Genomic DNA, 14,691 nt, shown 5'->3' with positions numbered 1-14,691 from the left:
GTTCAGGTACGCGGACAGGTTCGTCACGTGCCCCGGCCGGTCGTCGTCGTCCGAGGAGGAGACCAGCCCGGCGATCCGGGCCGCCAGACTGGCCGCGCGCGAGGCCAGGTCGGGCTCCGCGTACCGGCTGTCCAGCTCGGCGCGGATCGCCTCCTGGGCGCGCTGCGCGTCGGCCTCCCGGCCGGGACGGTCGAAGGCGGCAGCGGAGACCGGCACCGCGGACGCGGGCATGGCCGAGGTGGGCACCGCGGAGGTCGGCACGGAAGAGGTGGGCATGGCGGAGGTGGGCACGGAAGAGGTGGGCACCGCGGATGCCGGCATGGCGGAGGTGGGCACCGCGGATGCCGGCATGGCGGAGGTGGGCACCGCGGATGCCGGCATGGCGGAGGTGGGCACTGCGGAGGCCGGCACGGCCGAGACCGGGTAGTCGTCCTCGACGAGCTCGGCGTCCTCGATGAAATCCGGCTCGACGTCGACGGGCGCCGGAACCGGCACCGAGCCGAGCAGCGTCACGGTCTGCCCCTCGCCGCCCTGGTAGTTGCTGAACTCCGGCCCGATCACCAGGCGGGACAGCATCCGGGCCTGCGGGGCCGGCACGCCGATCTCGTTGGCATTCTCCACCCGGAACCGGGCGATCGCCTGGCGCATCACGTTGGCGAGACGGTCCGCGTCGCCGACCGTGCCCAGTGCGCCACCGGCGAAGACCAGCGCCGGGAAGCTCCCGCCCGGCCCGTTGCACACCAGCTGGATCTGGGTGACCGTGGCGTTGCGCCCGACCTCCCGGTTGCCCGGCTGGACGCGCAGGTGCTGGGGCCACAGCCAGAACAGCTCGCCACTACTGAGCGTCGACGAGTTCGCCAACGTGTACCGCACCCGGCGGTCCGTCACGAGGACCTCGGTGTCTTCCGGCAGGGTCCATCGCGGTAGCGAGGACGCCTCGTCGAACGCGTACTCGGCGACGGCGCAGTAGCCCTGCCAGAGCACGCGCTCCCCGGTGTCCAGCGGTCCCAGGTCCGTACCGGGCGCGGACAGGAAGTGCTGGTGGAACATCGTCCGCCTTCCCCGTGATCGCCGCGATGCGCTTCTCGCGGCCGTCCCCGATTACAGCGGGTTGCGCCGGGTGCCGCCAGTGACCGGGCACGAATCACAGCGCATCTTTCGAAATCGACGCAGTCCGGTGATCAGGCGTGCACCAAGGGCAGATCCGGCCATTACTTTCGGTTACCGAACAGGCCGGTCGGTGGTTGCGGTGAGGGGACCGCCGCGGCGTCCGGCACGGGTACGGCCCCCGCAGCGAAGCGATCCAGATCGTCCTCCACCCGGCCGGGGAACCAGTCTCCCGCGGCACGCCGGGACAGCTCGGCGAGCGGCGGCGCGGTCCGCCCGGCGAGCACCACGAGGTTGCCGAACCGGCGGCCGCGCAGCACTCCGGCGTCAGCGATCAGGCACGCCTGCGGCAGCGCGGCGCGAATCGTGGCGACCTGGGTGCGGGCGTACTTCAGCGGCGGGCCGTCGGCCACGTTGGCGATCAGCCAGCCGGCCGGGTCGAGCACCCGCGCCACCTGCTGGGCGAACTCGGCGGAGGCGAGGTGCGCGGGGGTGCGGGCGCCGGCGAACACGTCCAGGATCACCAGGTCGTACCCGGCGTCACGCATGCCCTCCACCGCCTCGCGCGCGTCGGCGACCCGGACCCGGATGCCGGCCGAGGGCGGCAGCGGCAGCGCCTCGCGGACCAGCTCGACGAGCGGCCCGTCGATCTCGATGACCCGCTGTGCGGAACCGGGCCGGGTGGCCGCGATGTACCGGGGCAGGGTCAGCGCGCCGCCGCCCAGGTGCAGCGTGCGCAGCGGCCGGCCGGGCGGAGCGACGAGGTCGATCGCCGAGGCCATCCGGCGCACGTACTCGAACTGCAGGTATGTGGGGTCGGCGAGGTCGACGTGGGACTGCGGCGCGCCGTCCAGCAGCAGCGTCCAGGCGGTGTCCCGATCCGGGTCCGGCGCCAGCTCGGCGACCCCGGAAGCGACCGTCTCCACGCGTCTCCGGGACGCCCTGCGCTGTGCCATCCGGCCAGTATCTCCGTAGCAGTTCGGGAGCACGCCGCAGGGAACCCAACGATCACTCGTGGAACTCCCGACGTATGCCTGATGTGAGCGCATCAGAGCAGACGGTGACACGTCGCGCGGTCGTGGGCGTTGCCGCGGCAGCCGGCGTGGCCACGGTGCTTCCCGTCGGTACCCCCGCTGCCGCGGCCGCCGTGACCCGCCCGGCCGACTTCGTCCCCGACGACCCGCAGCTGCACCTGCTGCGCCGGGCCACGTTCGGCCCGAGCCCGTCGTCCATCGCGGAGATCCGCAAGCTGGGCACGACGGCCTGGCTGGAGCGTCAGCTGAAGCCGTCCTCGATCCCGGACAAGGTCGCCGACGGCCTGGTCGCCCGCTTCCCGCTGGCCCGGCTCGGCATCGCCGGAATCCGCAACCTGGTGACCGCCCGCAAGCTCAAGCAGTACAGCTGGGACCCGATGTGGCAGCTGGGCTTCTCGGCGGTGGGCCGGGCCATCTGGAGCGAGCGCCAGCTGTTCGAGGTGATGGTGGACTTCTGGAGCAACCACCTGAACGTCACCTGCCCGCACGGGGACGTGTGGGACAGCCGGATCGACTATGACACCGCCGTCATCCGTACCCATGCCCTGGGGTCCTTCGCCGCGATGCTCAAGGCGTCCGCGCGGCATCCGGCGATGCTCACCTACCTCGACAACCGGTTCTCCAGCAAGACCTCGCCGAACGAGAACTACGGCCGTGAGCTGCTGGAACTGCACACCGTGGGTCTGGCCTACACCGAGTCGGACGTCAAGGACGCGGCCCGGCTGCTGACCGGTCTGACCGTGGACAACACCACCGGGAAGTACCGGTACGACGCGGCCGCGCACGCCACCGGTGCGGTCCGGATCCTCTCCTTCCAGAACGCCAACGCGACGGCTGCCGGCGGGGAGAAGGCGGCTCTGGCGCTGCTCGACTACCTGGCCCTGCACCCGGTGACCGCGCGCCGGATCGTCACGAAACTCTGCGTCCGGTTCGTCGCCGACGACCCGCCGGCCGAGCTGATCACCGCTTTGGTCAAGGTCTACCTGGACAACAAGTCGGCGATCGTGCCGGTGCTCCGGGCGCTGTTCACCTCGGCCGCGTTCGCTGCCTCGGCCGGCGCCAAGACGCGGACGCCGCTGGAGGACCTGGCCGCGACGGTACGGATCCTCGGGTACGGACCGGCGCCCACCGGCACGAAGTTCCTGGAGAGCCTCTACGCGATGGCCCGTGACGCCGGCCACGCGCCGCTGTCCTGGGCGCCGCCGAACGGCTTCCCGGACGTGGCGAGCGCCTGGGCGTCACCGTCCGGCCTGCTGATCCGCTGGAACTTCCACCTCCTGATCGCGGCCGGCTGGTGGCCGGACACGCTGGTGCGCCCGGCGAACCTGATGACCGGGATGCTCGGGGCGCTGCCTGCCACGTACGGCGCGCTGATCACCCAGCTGGGCGTGCGGCTGCTCGGGATGGCGCCGCCGGCCGCGCACGTGACGGCGCTCGCCGAGTTCTACGGCAGGACGCCGGCGTCGCCGCTGAGAGCCGACGAACCGGCCGCCGGCTGGATGTTCTCGTACCTGATGGCGATGCTGCTCAACTCCCCGACGTTCGCGCTGCGATGACCCCCGGAGCAAAGGTGACCCCCGCAGCGACGATGACCCCCGGAGCGACGATGACCACGAAGACCCTGTCCCGGCGCCGCCTGCTCGCGACCGGCACCGCGTGCGCGTTCGCCGGCCTGGCCGGAACGCAGCTGGACACCAGCCTCGCCTTCGCGGCCGACCCGTCCTACTCGGGTGATGTCCTGGTGCTGCTCTCGATGCGGGGCGGTTTCGACGGTCTCTCGGCGGTGGTGCCGCACGGCGACCCCGGTTACTACGCCGCCCGCCCGGGCATCGGCGTCCCGAAGGCCCAGCTGATCGGCGGTGACGCGTTCTTCGGGCTCCACCCGGCGCTCGCCCCGCTCCTGCCGTACTGGACCGGCGGTCAGCTCGCCGCGGTGCAGGCGGTCGGGCAGCCGGCGCCGAACCGGTCGCACTTCTCGGCCATGGAGGAGCTTGAGCGGGCCGCGCCCGGCACGTCGATCCGCACCGGCTGGTTGAACCGGATGCTGGGCGTCTCCGGCACGGCCGACCCGTTCCAGGCGGTCGCGATGGGCACCGCGATGCCGGCCCGGGTGCTGTCCGGCCCGGCGCCCTACCTGGGGCTGACCGCCGTCGACGACCTGCAGCTCAACGGCGATCAGGCGGACCGGCCGATCGCCGCGACGATGAGCAGGCTCTACGCCGGGGCACCGGCCGCGCTCGCGGCCACGGCGGGGCAGCTCACCGGCGCGCTGAGCCGGGGCGCCCAGCTGCGGGCCGCCGGGTACCAGCCGGCGAACGGCGCGGTCTATCCGAGCACAGGGCTCGGCGAGGCGCTGCGTGACGTGGCCCGGCTGATCAAGTCGGATGCCGGGCTGCGCAGCGCGACAGTCGACTCCGGCGACTGGGACATGCACGAGAACCTCGGTGTCGCGGCGGCGGGCCGGCGGATGTACGACCAGCTGACGTTGTTCGCCACCGCCCTCGCGGCGTTCGCGGCCGACCTCGGGCCGGAGGGCATGCGGCGGGTCACGCTGATCACGATCAGCGAGTTCGGCCGCCGGGTGACGCAGAACGGGTCCGGCGGGCTGGACCACGGGTACGGCAACGCGATGTTCGTGCTGGGTGGCGGCGTGCGCGGCGGCACGGTTCACGGGCGGTGGCCCGGCCTCGCCGCGGGCGACCTGTGCGACGGCGATCTGGCGGTGACCACCGACTATCGCGCGGTGATCGGCGAGATCCTGCGGGCCCGGTGCGGAGTCGGGGACATGACGAGCGTCTTCCCCGGAGTGACGGCTTCGTCGCTGGGTGTCATCACGCCGCGTTAAAAACCGGCCAAAAGGCCTTTTGGTGCCAAGGGTGCGTTCGACACTGAAACCTCTGATACACACCGGTACGAACACGGAGGTCACGGTGTCGAGCAACGTGCTGGCCGAGATCATGGGGCAGCGGCGGCCACTGGGCCCGCCGCCGGCCCGGGAGATGCCGGAAATCCTGGCCGCCGCGAAGGAGGCCGCCGGTCCGCCGCTGCGGATCCGGCGGCACACGTCCGACGAGGGCGCGCCGTTCTGGAGGTGGGACTGCGCCGGCTGCGGGGAGTACGGCGGCGGGCGGCATCACGAGGACGCGCTGTCCCGGGCACACCGGCACTGCCGGGAACACCCGGCGCACGGATCCTCGCTGCTCCCGCCGGCTCGCTGCCGGCGGCCGGACACCTTCCTGCCGCTGCACCCCATGCTGTACGCGGTGGACGACGACCCGCCGCCGGAGCCCCTCGCGGTCTAACTCCTGGTCGGGCCGGTGCGCTTCTTGATCTCTTCCACGCCCCGGTCGATCTTCGAAGTGTGCTTGTGGCCGGTACGCCGGTCCACTTCGTCACCGATCTTGTCGAGCGCCTTGTCGACCTTGTCCTCGTGCTTGTCGACCAGCTGCTTCGCCTTGTCCAAGAAACCCATGGGCTCTCTTTTACCCAGAATTTCGGCCACCTCCCGGAAGAGCGGGTGCCCGATCACGTCGGCCAGGTCCGGGCCGAGCGGGATCCGCCAGTTCGGGTACTCGTCGAACGTGCCCGGGAGGTTGGGCTGACGGATCTCCAGCAGGACGTCGTGCAGCGACGCGGTGACGAACCGGCACGGGGTCCGGGCCAGGAAGCGGTGCATGGCGAGCACGGTCTGCTCGGTGTCCGGGTCGTCGCCGAGCAGACCCTCGGCCCGCAACAGGTCCAGCAGCTCGGCGCGGTCCTTCTGCCAGGTGGCGCGCTCCTTCTCGACCGGACCGGCCAGCTGGCCCAGTTCCGCCCGTACCCGGACCTGCTCGCCGGCCAGGAAGCCGGCGGCGGTCGGCAGATCGTGGGTGGAGATGCTGGCCAGGGCGTTGCGCGGGTATTCGGCGGCGGGCAGGTAGTCGCCGCCCGAGTCACGGGTGAACCAGAGCACGGCCGAGCCGAGCATGTTCCGGCCCTCCAGCCCGGCGGTCACCTCCGGGAGCACCGTCCCGAGATCCTCGCCGATCACCACGGCGCCCGCCCGGTGCGCCTCCAGGGTCAGGATGCCGAGCATGGCCTCCGGGTCGTAGTGCACGTAGGTGCCCTGCGCCGCGCCGAGGCCCGGCGGCACCCACCAGAGCCGCCACAGACCCGCCACGTGGTCGACCCGGAGCCCGCCCGCGTGCCGGAAGATCCGCCGGAGCATGTCCCGGTACGCCGCGTACCCGGTCGCCACCAGCCGGTCCGGCCGCCAGGCCGCCAGACCCCAGTCCTGGCCCAGCTGGTTGAACGCGTCCGGCGGCGCGCCCGCCCGGACGCCCGGCGCCAGCACGTCCTGCAGCAGCCAGCCGTCGGCGCCGCCCGGATCGATGCCGACCGCCAGGTCGTGGACGATCCCGACCGGCATGCCGGTGGCCGCCTCCCGCGCCGCGACCAGCTGCTCCTCGACCAGGTGCTGGACCCAGGCGTGGAAGGCGATCCGGTCCGAGGCGTACGCCGTGACCGCCGCCGAGTCCGGCCGGCGCAGCTCCTCCGGCCACGTGCGCCAGTCCGATCCGTGCTCCTCGGCGAGCGCGCAGAACCGGGCGAAGTCGGTGCGGCCGGGGTCGCTCTCCAGGTCGACCGGGCCGGCGAGCGGCCAGAGCAGTTCCAGGGCGGCCAGTTTCGCGGCCCAGACCCCGTCGTAGTCGATCAGCCCGTCGGCGGGCGGGGACGGCTTCAGCGCGTCCACCCGTGCCCGCAGGGCGCCGTCCGCCCGCTGGTACGCCTCGATGTCCGCGATCCGCAGGTAGATCGGGTTGGCGAAGCGGCGGCTCGACGGCGAGTAGGGCGAGGCCGGCACCGGCCGCACCGGCGTGATCGCGTGCAGCGGGTTGAGCAGCACGAGGCCGGCGCCCTTCACGCCGGCCACGAAGGACCGCAGATCGCCGAGGTCGCCCATGCCCCAGGACTCCGCGGAGTGCAGGGTGTAGAGCTGGACCATCCACCCCCAGGTCTCGGGCGGCTCGGGCAGCCCGGCGGGGACGACGACGAGGGTGGCCTCCTGGTCGCCGGAACGCAGCCGGTGCCAGCCGAGCGGGATGTCGGCGGCATCCGCCGGGAGGGTCCGGCCGTCCTCCAGCGTGATCTGACCGGTGTGCTCCAGCGGCGAGCCGGCGCGCAGCACGATCGTGCCGGGAAGCCCGCCCTGCTTCCGGCCTCGGACCTCGGCGAGCGCGGCGCGCACCGCGGCGGGTGTGCTCGCGTCGACGCCGAGCAGCCCGAGCACGCCGATCACCGACTCCTCGGAGACGTCGGTTCGCTGCCGTTGCCAGTCCTCGTACCACGTGGCAACCCCGTGCGCCTCGGCCAGCGCCACCAGATCCGCGTTCATCGCGTGTTCCCTTCCCGTAGGTACTGGTCCCTTACCCGTTGCACCCATGGGTCAGCATTGAGTGCATGACTCATCTGATGAAGTGGTGGTCACGAGCGGCCGCAGTGGTGACGGGCGCGGTCCTGGCCCTGGTCGTTCCGGCGCACGCATGGGCGGCGAGCAACGGTGTGGCGGATCTGGCGGTCGAGGCGGCACGCCGCCGCTCACGGGGCGGCTTCGGCGTCTTCGGCTTCTTCGGCCTGCTCTGCTGCCTGTTCGTCGTGGGTGCGGTCGTATTGGCGATAGTGTTGATTTCGCGGAACCGGAAGCGTCGCTGACCGCTCCCGCCCTAGCGTAAATGCATGGGCGGGTCGTTTCGTTCGTTCGCGTTGATCGGTGGGATCACCGCTGTCCTCTGTGTGCCACCGGCCGTCTCGGTGGCCGCCGTGGCCGGCGCCGACGTGCTGATCTCGCAGGGCCGGCCTGCTCTCGCGTCCTCGACCGCCTCGGTCGCCTGGACGGCGAACGGCGTGGACGACGGTGACCAGCGGACCCGGTGGACCAGCGCCGCCGGCCCGGGGACGCAGTGGGTCCAGATCGACCTCGGCACCGCCCAGGAGGTCAGGCGGGTCCGGCTGAGCTGGGCCAAGGTGTTCGCCCGGGCGTACCGGCTGCAGGTCTCCGACAACGGCTCGGTCTGGCGCGATCTCTACCGCACCAGCTCCGGCAACGGCGGCGCCGACGACGTGCGCGACCTGCACGGGTCCGGGCGCTACCTGCGCCTGCTCGCCACCCGGCGGTCGATCGCCTCGGGTGGCTACTCGTTGTGGGAGATGCGGGCGTACGGCCCCGGGCCGTCCGGGCCGGTCACCGAGAGCGGGCGGCGGGCGACCGCCGGGGTGCCGGGGGAGGCCGCGGACCTGACCTCGGCCGGCAAGAAGGAGACCGCGCTCAAGCTGGTCGCCAGCGCGGAGAACTCGACGCTGGACTGGCGGAGGTCGTTCGGCTACATCGAGGACATCGGCGACGGCCGGGGCTACACCGGCGGGATCGTCGGGTTCACCTCGGGCACCTCGGACATGCTCGGGGTCGTCACCGAGTACGCCCGGCGCAGGCCGTCGAACGGGCTGGTCCGCTATCTTCCGGCGCTGCGGGCGGTGGACGGCACGGACTCGCACCGGGGTCTCGGCCCGGGCTTCGTGACGGCGTGGCGCACGGCGGCGGCCGATCCGGTGTTCCGGCAGGTCCAGGAGGACGCCCGGGACCGGATCTACTTCGGCCCGGCGGTCCGGCTCGCGGAGTCGGACGGGCTGCGGGCGCTGGGCCAGTTCGCCTACTACGACGCGGCCGTGATGCACGGCGTCGACGGCCTCAAGGAGATCCGCGGCCGGGCGGCACGGTCGGCCCGGCCGCCGGCGCGCGACGGCGACGAGATCGGCTATCTGGCGGCCTTCCTGGACGCGCGGGCGGCCGAGATGCGCACCGAGGCGGCGCACAGCGACACCAGCCGGGTGGAGACCGCGCAGCGGGTGTTCCTGCGGACGGCCAACCTGGACCTGACCGCGCCGCTGAGCTGGCAGGTGTACGGGGACCGGTACACGGTGAGCCGCTGACCGGTCCCCATGGCCTCAGGCCGTCAGGCCCTCACCCACTTCTGGTTGGCGGTGCCGCCGCAGTCCCAGAGCTGGAGCTGCGCGCCGTTGGCGTTGTTCCACCCGGTGATGTCCACGCACCGGTTCGCCGAGACGTTGACCAGGTCGCCGGCGGCCGACAGGGTGAACCGCTGCACCGGGTTGCCGTTGCAGGTGACCAGCTGGATCGGGGTGCCGTTGGCGAGCGCGCCACCGGCCGGGTCCATGCACTTGCCGAGGGCGCGCAGGGTGCCGTCGGAGGCGGCGGTCCATCGCTGGGCGGCGGTGCCGTTGCAGTCGTACATCTGCAGGCGGGCGCCGTCGGTGGCGGTGCCGCCCGGCACGTCGATGCAGCGGCCGTTGAAGGTGCTCTTCAGCGCGCTGCCGCCGGTGGACTCGGTCCAGGCGGAGACCCGGACGTAGTCGACGAGCATGGTCTGCGGGAACGAGGTGCTCGCGTCCGGGCTGCCCGGCCAGTTGCCGCCGACCGCCACGTTCAGGATCAGGAAGAACGGGTGGTCGAACACCCACTGGTTGCCGCCGACCGAGGCCGGCGTGGCCCGGAAGTACTCCACGCCGTCGAGGAACCAGACGATCAGGTTCGGGGACCATTCCACCGCGTACGAGTGGAAGGCGTCCCCGAGCGGTGCGGAGAGCGTCCGGTTGCCGCCGACCGCGCTGCCGCCCGAGTAACCCGGTCCGTGGATCGTGCCGTAGACCCGGTTCGGCTCCTTGCCGACGTTCTCCATGATGTCGATCTCGCCGGCCTGCGGCCAGCCGGCGCTGCCCAGGTTGTCGCCGAGCATCCAGAACGCCGGCCAGATGCCCTGGCCCTTGGGGACCTTGATGCTCGCCTCGAAGCGGCCGTACCGCTGGGTGAACTTGCCCGAGGTGAGCAGCCGGCCGGAGGTGTACTGGCAGGTGCCGTACCAGCACTGGTAGTTCGCCGGGTTCTCCCGGCGCGCGGTGATCGCGAGGTGCCCGGCGCCGTCCTGGCGCACGTTGTTCGTCGAGTTCGTGTAGTACTGCAGCTCGTTGTTGCCGAACCCGCCACCTCCGGTGTCGAAGTTCCACTTCGAGCCGTCCACCGGCGCGCCGGCCGCGCCGTTGAACTCGTCGGACCAGGTGACCGGGCCGATCGCGGCGTCGGCGGTGTCGCCGCGGGAGGCGAGGGTGAGTGTGCCGGCCAGCGTGGTGGCGACCACCGCCGCGCTGAGCAGCATCCGTAACTTGCGCATGGGGATCCTCCGGGGGAGAGGGAAGCCGTTACTCCAAACAGTCTTTAGAGATAGACTGCTGTCGGTCAATGGAGACGGGTTCCGGAACCGCCGGATAACGCTTTGCCGCTAGATTTTGGTGAAGAGCGCGGGTACGAGGGTCGGCTGCCACCCCGGCAGCGAGGTGTGCCGCTCCTTCACCCGGTAGGTGCCGCCCTTGTACGTGACGTACTGCCCCGCCTTGTACGTGGTGAACTTCTTCCACGGCTTGCTCGCCACGGTGACCCGCACGGTGACCCGCACCGCGTCGACGAGCATGGTGTCCGCGCGCCGCCCCGCCGAGTTCAGGTTCAGGGCGAGGAAGAACGGCCGGCCGCTCTCGGCGGGCGTGAACCGGATGACGTCGGTGCCGTCGACCGACCAGACCATCGAGGTGGGCGTCCAGTCGATCGCGTACGTGTGGAACTGGTCGTCGCTCACCCCGTCGTCGGCGAGCACCTCGACCTGACCGGCCGGGATCCGCCCCGACTCGTCGAGCACGCCCAGGGCACGCCACGCTCCCGACGTACGCCGGAGTTTGATCTTTGCTTCGGCGTGCCCGGACTTCTGGGTGAAGGTCGTCGCGGTCCGCAGCGGGTCGTCCAGCGCCAGCGCGCCCGCGCCGTCCAGCCAGGCCTCGAGGGTCGGGGACCACTTCGCGGGGTCGGGCGCGGCGCCCCGGTCGCCGTCGAACCCGTCACTGAAGACGGTGCGCGTCACCGTCGCCGCCGCGGCCGGGGCGGCCGTGACCGCCAGCCCGGAGGCGAACACCGCGGCCGCCGTCAGTGACCGCAGCAGGCGCACGCTCTTCATCGAATCCCCCACTCTTGATCACTCGCGCGAGCACTGTGCCTAGTTGGGAGCGCTCTCGGCAAGAGTGGGGGCCGATCTTTTGAGCTGCGTTACGCCATCAGTCGTAATCCGGCGCCCGCGTCTCGTGCATCGCCAGTTCCTCGGCGCTGGCGCCGCCACCGGCCGAGCCCGCGTCGTAGGCGACGCTGTCCGGCTCCTCGTCCCACCCGGAACCCTCGTCCGGGGCGACCAGCCGGCCCACCGTCTCCGGGTCCTCGTCGTCGAGCTGGCCGTCGTCGTAGAGCGACACCTGCGACTTCGGGTCCGAGGTCGGGCCGTCCTCCCAGACGTCACGGTCGAACGCCCGCTGCTCGGAACTGTCGACGGTCTCGTCGAGCGGGTCCCGCTCCCGCTGGATCTGCTCGCGCTCGGCGCCGACGTCCGGCACCTCCTGGCGCAGCCGCTGGTCCAGCGACTCTCCCTGGCGCTGCTCCTCCGCGGTGTCACCGAAGCGGTTCGACCCGCCGGGGCCGACACCGGGCAGCGCGGCGGGATCCGGCCCGTCGCTCCACCGGGTGCTGTTCACCTCGTCGTACGCGGTGGAATCGTCATCGGCGGTATCCGGCAGTCCCGAGGCCTCCGGATCGCTGACCTCGGTCGGGTAGTCGTTCTCTCGCATGTACCGCAATCTACCCACGCTCGGGTTGCCTCATACCGGCATCGCCGTCCGATCCGGTTCCAGGCGCGCCCACACCACCTTGCCGTCGCCCAGTTCCAGGTGACCCCAGCGGGCCGAGACGGTGTCGATCAGAAGCAGACCCCGGCCGCCGTACGAGGTGACGGCGACCGGCCCGGCGAAGCGCGGCAGTGTCGGTGAGCGGTCCCGGACCGCGACGCTCATCGTGTCGCCCTGCAGGGCCAGCAGCACGCGCATCGGCGTACGGGCGTGCGCCACCACGTTGTTCACCATCTCGGTCGCCACGATGCAGGCGCTGCCGGTCAGGTCCGGGCAGTCCCACCTGCCGCACGACTCGGTGATCACTTCCCGGGTCCGGCGGGCCGCGCCGACCACCGGGTCCAGATCGATGCTGACGCGGCGATCCCGTTCCGGCTCGCCCAGCGCGGCGAAGGCCTCGCGCACGTCCGGCCAGACCGGCCAGCCGCTCGCCTTCCACGCCGTGGCGTCGGCCGCTCCGCAGAGCGCCAGGTGCGAGCCCGGCCAGTCCCGCGTCACGTCGAGGACGTCCCGCAGTACCGCGGTCGAACCGGCCCGCGGCGCCACCAGGTCGGCGACGTCGACCACGACCGCCTCCGGCTGATCGGCGAGCACGTCGAGCAGCACCGACCGGACCGCCGCCGCGGTCTGGTCATTGAGCACCCCGGTCAACCGGACCAGGGGATAGGCCTGGTCGCGGTCCACCAGATGACGAACCTCGGTCGGCATGATCGCTCCATTGTGCATAACGCGTCAGCTCCTCGCATTTCGGCGAGAGGATCAGTCGTCACCGTGGCGGCCAGTGATCCGCAGAACAGCTGGGTACCCCGCCCGGGTGGACTCATGCCCCGATCTGTCCGTCCGATCAGCCCCGCCGGGCCAGCGCGGTCAGCACCGTCTCGTGCAGCAGCCCGTTCGTCGCGATCACCGAGCTGTTGTCCGCGGGCGCCCGGCCGTCCAGATCGGTGACCTTGCCACCGGCCTCGGTGATGATCGGGATGAGCGCGGCCATGTCCCAGAGCGACAGCTCCGGCTCGGCCATCGCTTCCAAGGCGCCCTCGGCGAGCAGCATGTAGCCGTAGAAGTCGCCGTAGGCCCGGCTCCGCCAGACGCCGAGCAGGATGTCCAGCATCGCGTCCAGGCGCCCGTTGTCGGCCCAGCCGTTCAGGCTGGCGTAACAGAAGCTCGCGTCGGCGAGAGAGCGCACCGAGGAGACGCTGATCCGGCTCGCGGCGTGCTGGTGCTTTCCCGCGTACGCCCCCAGGCCGCGCGCGCCCCACCAGCGACGGCCCAGCGCGGGTGCGGAGACCAGGCCGACCACCGGGGTGTCGCCCTCCATCAGCGCGATCAGCGTGGCCCAGATCGGCACGCCGCGCACGAAGTTCTTGGTCCCGTCGATCGGGTCGATCACCCAGTACCGGCTGCCCGGCCCGGCCGCCGCGACGGTCCGGCCGAACTCCTCACCCAGCATGCCGTCGCGCGGGCGGGCACGGGCCAGCGTGGACCGGATCGCGTTCTCCACCGCGGTGTCCGCGTCGGAGACCGGCGTCAGGTCCGGCTTCGCGTCGACGCGCAGATCGAGCGCGCGGAACCGGGCCGTCGAGATGGCGTCGGCCGTGTCGGCGAGCAGATGGGCAAGCGCGAGATCGTCCGCATATCCAGCCATGCCAGAAAGTTAGTGCATGGATGCGCGTCCCAGGCGGACGGCCTTCAGTCCTGTTTCGGGTGGTGGGCGGGGCGGTCGGATGGGGGTTGCTCGTCGTTGCGCGCGTCCAGCTCACCGGCACGCGAGCTCAACAGCCTCCGGTACGAGGCCAGCCGTCGCGGATCGGCCTTGCCCTCGGCCACCCACCCGTCGAGGCGGCAGTCCGCGTCGGCCGCGGTGTGCCCGCAGTTCGGCTGGTCCTCGAGCGTGCCCTCGACCAGATCGGGGAACCCGTGCAGCAGGCTTTCCGCGCTCACGTGGGCGAGGCCGAAGCTCCGGATGCCCGGCGTGTCGACGATCCAGCCCGGGTCCTCGCGGCTCTTGCCGACCGGCGGCAGCCGCAGCGCCACCGCGCTCGTCGACGTGTGCCGGCCCTTGCCGATCGCGCTGACCGCCCCGACCGCCCGCAGCGCGTCCGGCACCAGGCGGTTCACCAGCGTGGACTTGCCCACGCCGGAGTGGCCGACCAGCACCGAGATCCGGTTCGCCAGCCGGCCGCGCAGCTCGTCGAGATCACTGCCGGGACGCACCAGGACGTACGGCAGGTCGAGCTCGGCGTAGTAGTCGAGCACCTGCTCCGGACCGGCCAGGTCGGCCTTGGTGAGGCAGAGCAGCGGCTCGATGTCCGCGTCGTACGCCGCCACCAGGCACCTGTCGATGAACCCGGTCCGCGGCGGCGGGTCGCTCAGCGCGCTCACGATGACCAGTTGGTCCGCGTTCGCCACCACGACCCGTTCCAGCCGGCCCTCGGGTGTCGTCTCGTCGTCGTCAGCGGTGCGGCGCAGCACCGACGTCCGCTCGCCGATCCGCACGATCCGGGCCAGCGCGCCGGGCGCCCCGGAGACGTCACCGACGAGCGACACCCGGTCGCCCACCACCACCGACTTGCGGCCCAGCTCCCGGGCCCGCATCGCGGTGATCACGTCGAGGCCGCCGGTGTCCTCGCGGACACAGCCGTACCGCCCGCGGTCGACGGTGATCACCAGCGCGTCGACCGCGTCGTCGTGTTTCGGCCGCGTCCGGGTACGCGGGCGGGAGGCGCGCCCCGGCCGGATCCGGACGTCGTCCTCGTCGTACTCCCGCTTACGCCCTGGCAGA

At 72.0% G+C, this 14,691-nt stretch carries 13 protein-coding genes and 1 pseudogene; 5 read left to right on the top strand and 9 right to left on the bottom strand.

Annotation, left to right across the window (positions count from 1 at the left end; translation table 11 throughout):
* Positions 1-256: 256 nt before the first annotated feature.
* Both AMIS_RS45065 and AMIS_RS36110 read right to left on the bottom strand, forming a co-directional pair.
* Positions 257-739 (bottom strand): annotated as a pseudogene (locus AMIS_RS45065) (pentapeptide repeat-containing protein); the annotation flags it as partial.
* Positions 740-1,211: 472 nt separating this feature from the next.
* On the bottom strand, positions 1,212-2,063 hold the full coding sequence (locus tag AMIS_RS36110; RefSeq protein ID WP_014447423.1) for a spermidine synthase: 852 nt from the start codon (positions 2,061-2,063) through the stop codon (positions 1,212-1,214).
* Between the two features lie 104 nt (positions 2,064-2,167).
* Here AMIS_RS36110 and AMIS_RS36105 point away from each other — a divergent pair, with 104 nt between their 5' ends.
* The 3 genes from AMIS_RS36105 (at position 2,168) to AMIS_RS36095 (ending at position 5,443) form a co-directional block, all read left to right on the top strand.
* The gene (locus AMIS_RS36105) at positions 2,168-3,697 is read left to right on the top strand and encodes a DUF1800 domain-containing protein (protein ID WP_231859163.1); all 1,530 of its coding nucleotides are present in this window, start codon (positions 2,168-2,170) and stop codon (positions 3,695-3,697) included.
* Between the two features lie 50 nt (positions 3,698-3,747).
* A complete protein-coding gene (locus AMIS_RS36100) occupies positions 3,748-4,986 on the top strand; it encodes a DUF1501 domain-containing protein (protein ID WP_041830278.1) in 1,239 nt (412 codons plus the stop codon).
* An 85-nt stretch (positions 4,987-5,071) separates the two neighbouring features.
* A complete protein-coding gene (locus tag AMIS_RS36095) occupies positions 5,072-5,443 on the top strand; it encodes a hypothetical protein (protein ID WP_157435185.1) in 372 nt (123 codons plus the stop codon).
* Here AMIS_RS36095 and malQ read toward each other — a convergent pair.
* The gene (malQ, locus tag AMIS_RS36090) at positions 5,440-7,515 is read right to left on the bottom strand and encodes a 4-alpha-glucanotransferase (RefSeq protein ID WP_014447419.1); all 2,076 of its coding nucleotides are present in this window, start codon (positions 7,513-7,515) and stop codon (positions 5,440-5,442) included. The two genes, AMIS_RS36095 and malQ, sit on opposite strands and share 4 nt — an antisense overlap.
* A 65-nt stretch (positions 7,516-7,580) precedes the next feature.
* Here malQ and AMIS_RS36085 point away from each other — a divergent pair, with 65 nt between their 5' ends.
* Both AMIS_RS36085 and AMIS_RS44775 read left to right on the top strand, forming a co-directional pair.
* Positions 7,581-7,832, top strand: a complete 252-nt coding sequence (locus AMIS_RS36085) for a hypothetical protein (RefSeq protein WP_014447418.1) — start codon at positions 7,581-7,583, stop codon at positions 7,830-7,832.
* Between the two features lie 24 nt (positions 7,833-7,856).
* A complete protein-coding gene (locus AMIS_RS44775) occupies positions 7,857-9,107 on the top strand; it encodes a chitosanase (RefSeq protein ID WP_014447417.1) in 1,251 nt (416 codons plus the stop codon).
* A gap of 23 nt (positions 9,108-9,130) precedes the next feature.
* On the opposite strand, the gene AMIS_RS36075 is transcribed toward AMIS_RS44775, so the two are convergent.
* From AMIS_RS36075 to rsgA, 6 genes are all read right to left on the bottom strand, one after another.
* Positions 9,131-10,363 carry a glycoside hydrolase family 16 protein gene (locus tag AMIS_RS36075; RefSeq protein ID WP_014447416.1) on the bottom strand — a complete coding sequence of 411 codons (1,233 nt, stop codon included), beginning with the start codon at positions 10,361-10,363 and terminating at the stop codon, positions 9,131-9,133.
* A 108-nt stretch (positions 10,364-10,471) separates the two neighbouring features.
* Complete coding sequence (locus tag AMIS_RS36070; RefSeq protein WP_014447415.1) at positions 10,472-11,194, bottom strand: carbohydrate-binding protein; 723 nt, start codon at positions 11,192-11,194, stop codon at positions 10,472-10,474.
* Positions 11,195-11,291: 97 nt separating this feature from the next.
* The gene (locus AMIS_RS36065; protein ID WP_014447414.1) at positions 11,292-11,852 is read right to left on the bottom strand and encodes a DUF5709 domain-containing protein; all 561 of its coding nucleotides are present in this window, start codon (positions 11,850-11,852) and stop codon (positions 11,292-11,294) included.
* A gap of 30 nt (positions 11,853-11,882) precedes the next feature.
* The gene (locus AMIS_RS36060; protein WP_041831618.1) at positions 11,883-12,617 is read right to left on the bottom strand and encodes an ATP-binding protein; all 735 of its coding nucleotides are present in this window, start codon (positions 12,615-12,617) and stop codon (positions 11,883-11,885) included.
* Between the two features lie 136 nt (positions 12,618-12,753).
* Complete coding sequence (gene hisN, locus AMIS_RS36055; RefSeq protein WP_014447412.1) at positions 12,754-13,554, bottom strand: histidinol-phosphatase; 801 nt, start codon at positions 13,552-13,554, stop codon at positions 12,754-12,756.
* Between the two features lie 44 nt (positions 13,555-13,598).
* Positions 13,599-14,690: a ribosome small subunit-dependent GTPase A gene (gene rsgA, locus AMIS_RS36050; RefSeq protein WP_014447411.1), complete on the bottom strand. Its 1,092-nt coding sequence runs from the start codon at positions 14,688-14,690 to the stop codon at positions 13,599-13,601.
* Position 14,691 lies beyond the last annotated feature (1 nt).

Source organism: Actinoplanes missouriensis 431 (genome assembly GCF_000284295.1).
Classification (GTDB): domain Bacteria; phylum Actinomycetota; class Actinomycetes; order Mycobacteriales; family Micromonosporaceae; genus Actinoplanes; species Actinoplanes missouriensis.
The sequence above is the reverse complement of the archived record's forward strand: the minus strand, read 5'-3'. Positions and strand labels throughout refer to the sequence as shown.

Excerpts from the sequence above, each read along its gene's own strand:
- AMIS_RS36110 (WP_014447423.1), bottom strand. The coding sequence starts at position 2,063 with ATGGCACAGCGCAGGGCGTCCCGGAGACGCGTGGAGACGGTCGCTTCC.
- AMIS_RS36100 (WP_041830278.1), top strand. The coding sequence starts at position 3,748 with ATGACCACGAAGACCCTGTCCCGGCGCCGCCTGCTCGCGACCGGCACC.
- malQ (WP_014447419.1), bottom strand. The coding sequence starts at position 7,515 with ATGAACGCGGATCTGGTGGCGCTGGCCGAGGCGCACGGGGTTGCCACG.
- AMIS_RS36085 (WP_014447418.1), top strand. The coding sequence starts at position 7,581 with ATGACTCATCTGATGAAGTGGTGGTCACGAGCGGCCGCAGTGGTGACG.
- AMIS_RS44775 (WP_014447417.1), top strand. The coding sequence starts at position 7,857 with ATGGGCGGGTCGTTTCGTTCGTTCGCGTTGATCGGTGGGATCACCGCT.
- AMIS_RS36075 (WP_014447416.1), bottom strand. The coding sequence starts at position 10,363 with ATGCGCAAGTTACGGATGCTGCTCAGCGCGGCGGTGGTCGCCACCACG.
- AMIS_RS36070 (WP_014447415.1), bottom strand. The coding sequence starts at position 11,194 with ATGAAGAGCGTGCGCCTGCTGCGGTCACTGACGGCGGCCGCGGTGTTC.
- AMIS_RS36065 (WP_014447414.1), bottom strand. The coding sequence starts at position 11,852 with ATGCGAGAGAACGACTACCCGACCGAGGTCAGCGATCCGGAGGCCTCG.
- AMIS_RS36060 (WP_041831618.1), bottom strand. The coding sequence starts at position 12,617 with ATGCCGACCGAGGTTCGTCATCTGGTGGACCGCGACCAGGCCTATCCC.
- hisN (WP_014447412.1), bottom strand. The coding sequence starts at position 13,554 with ATGGCTGGATATGCGGACGATCTCGCGCTTGCCCATCTGCTCGCCGAC.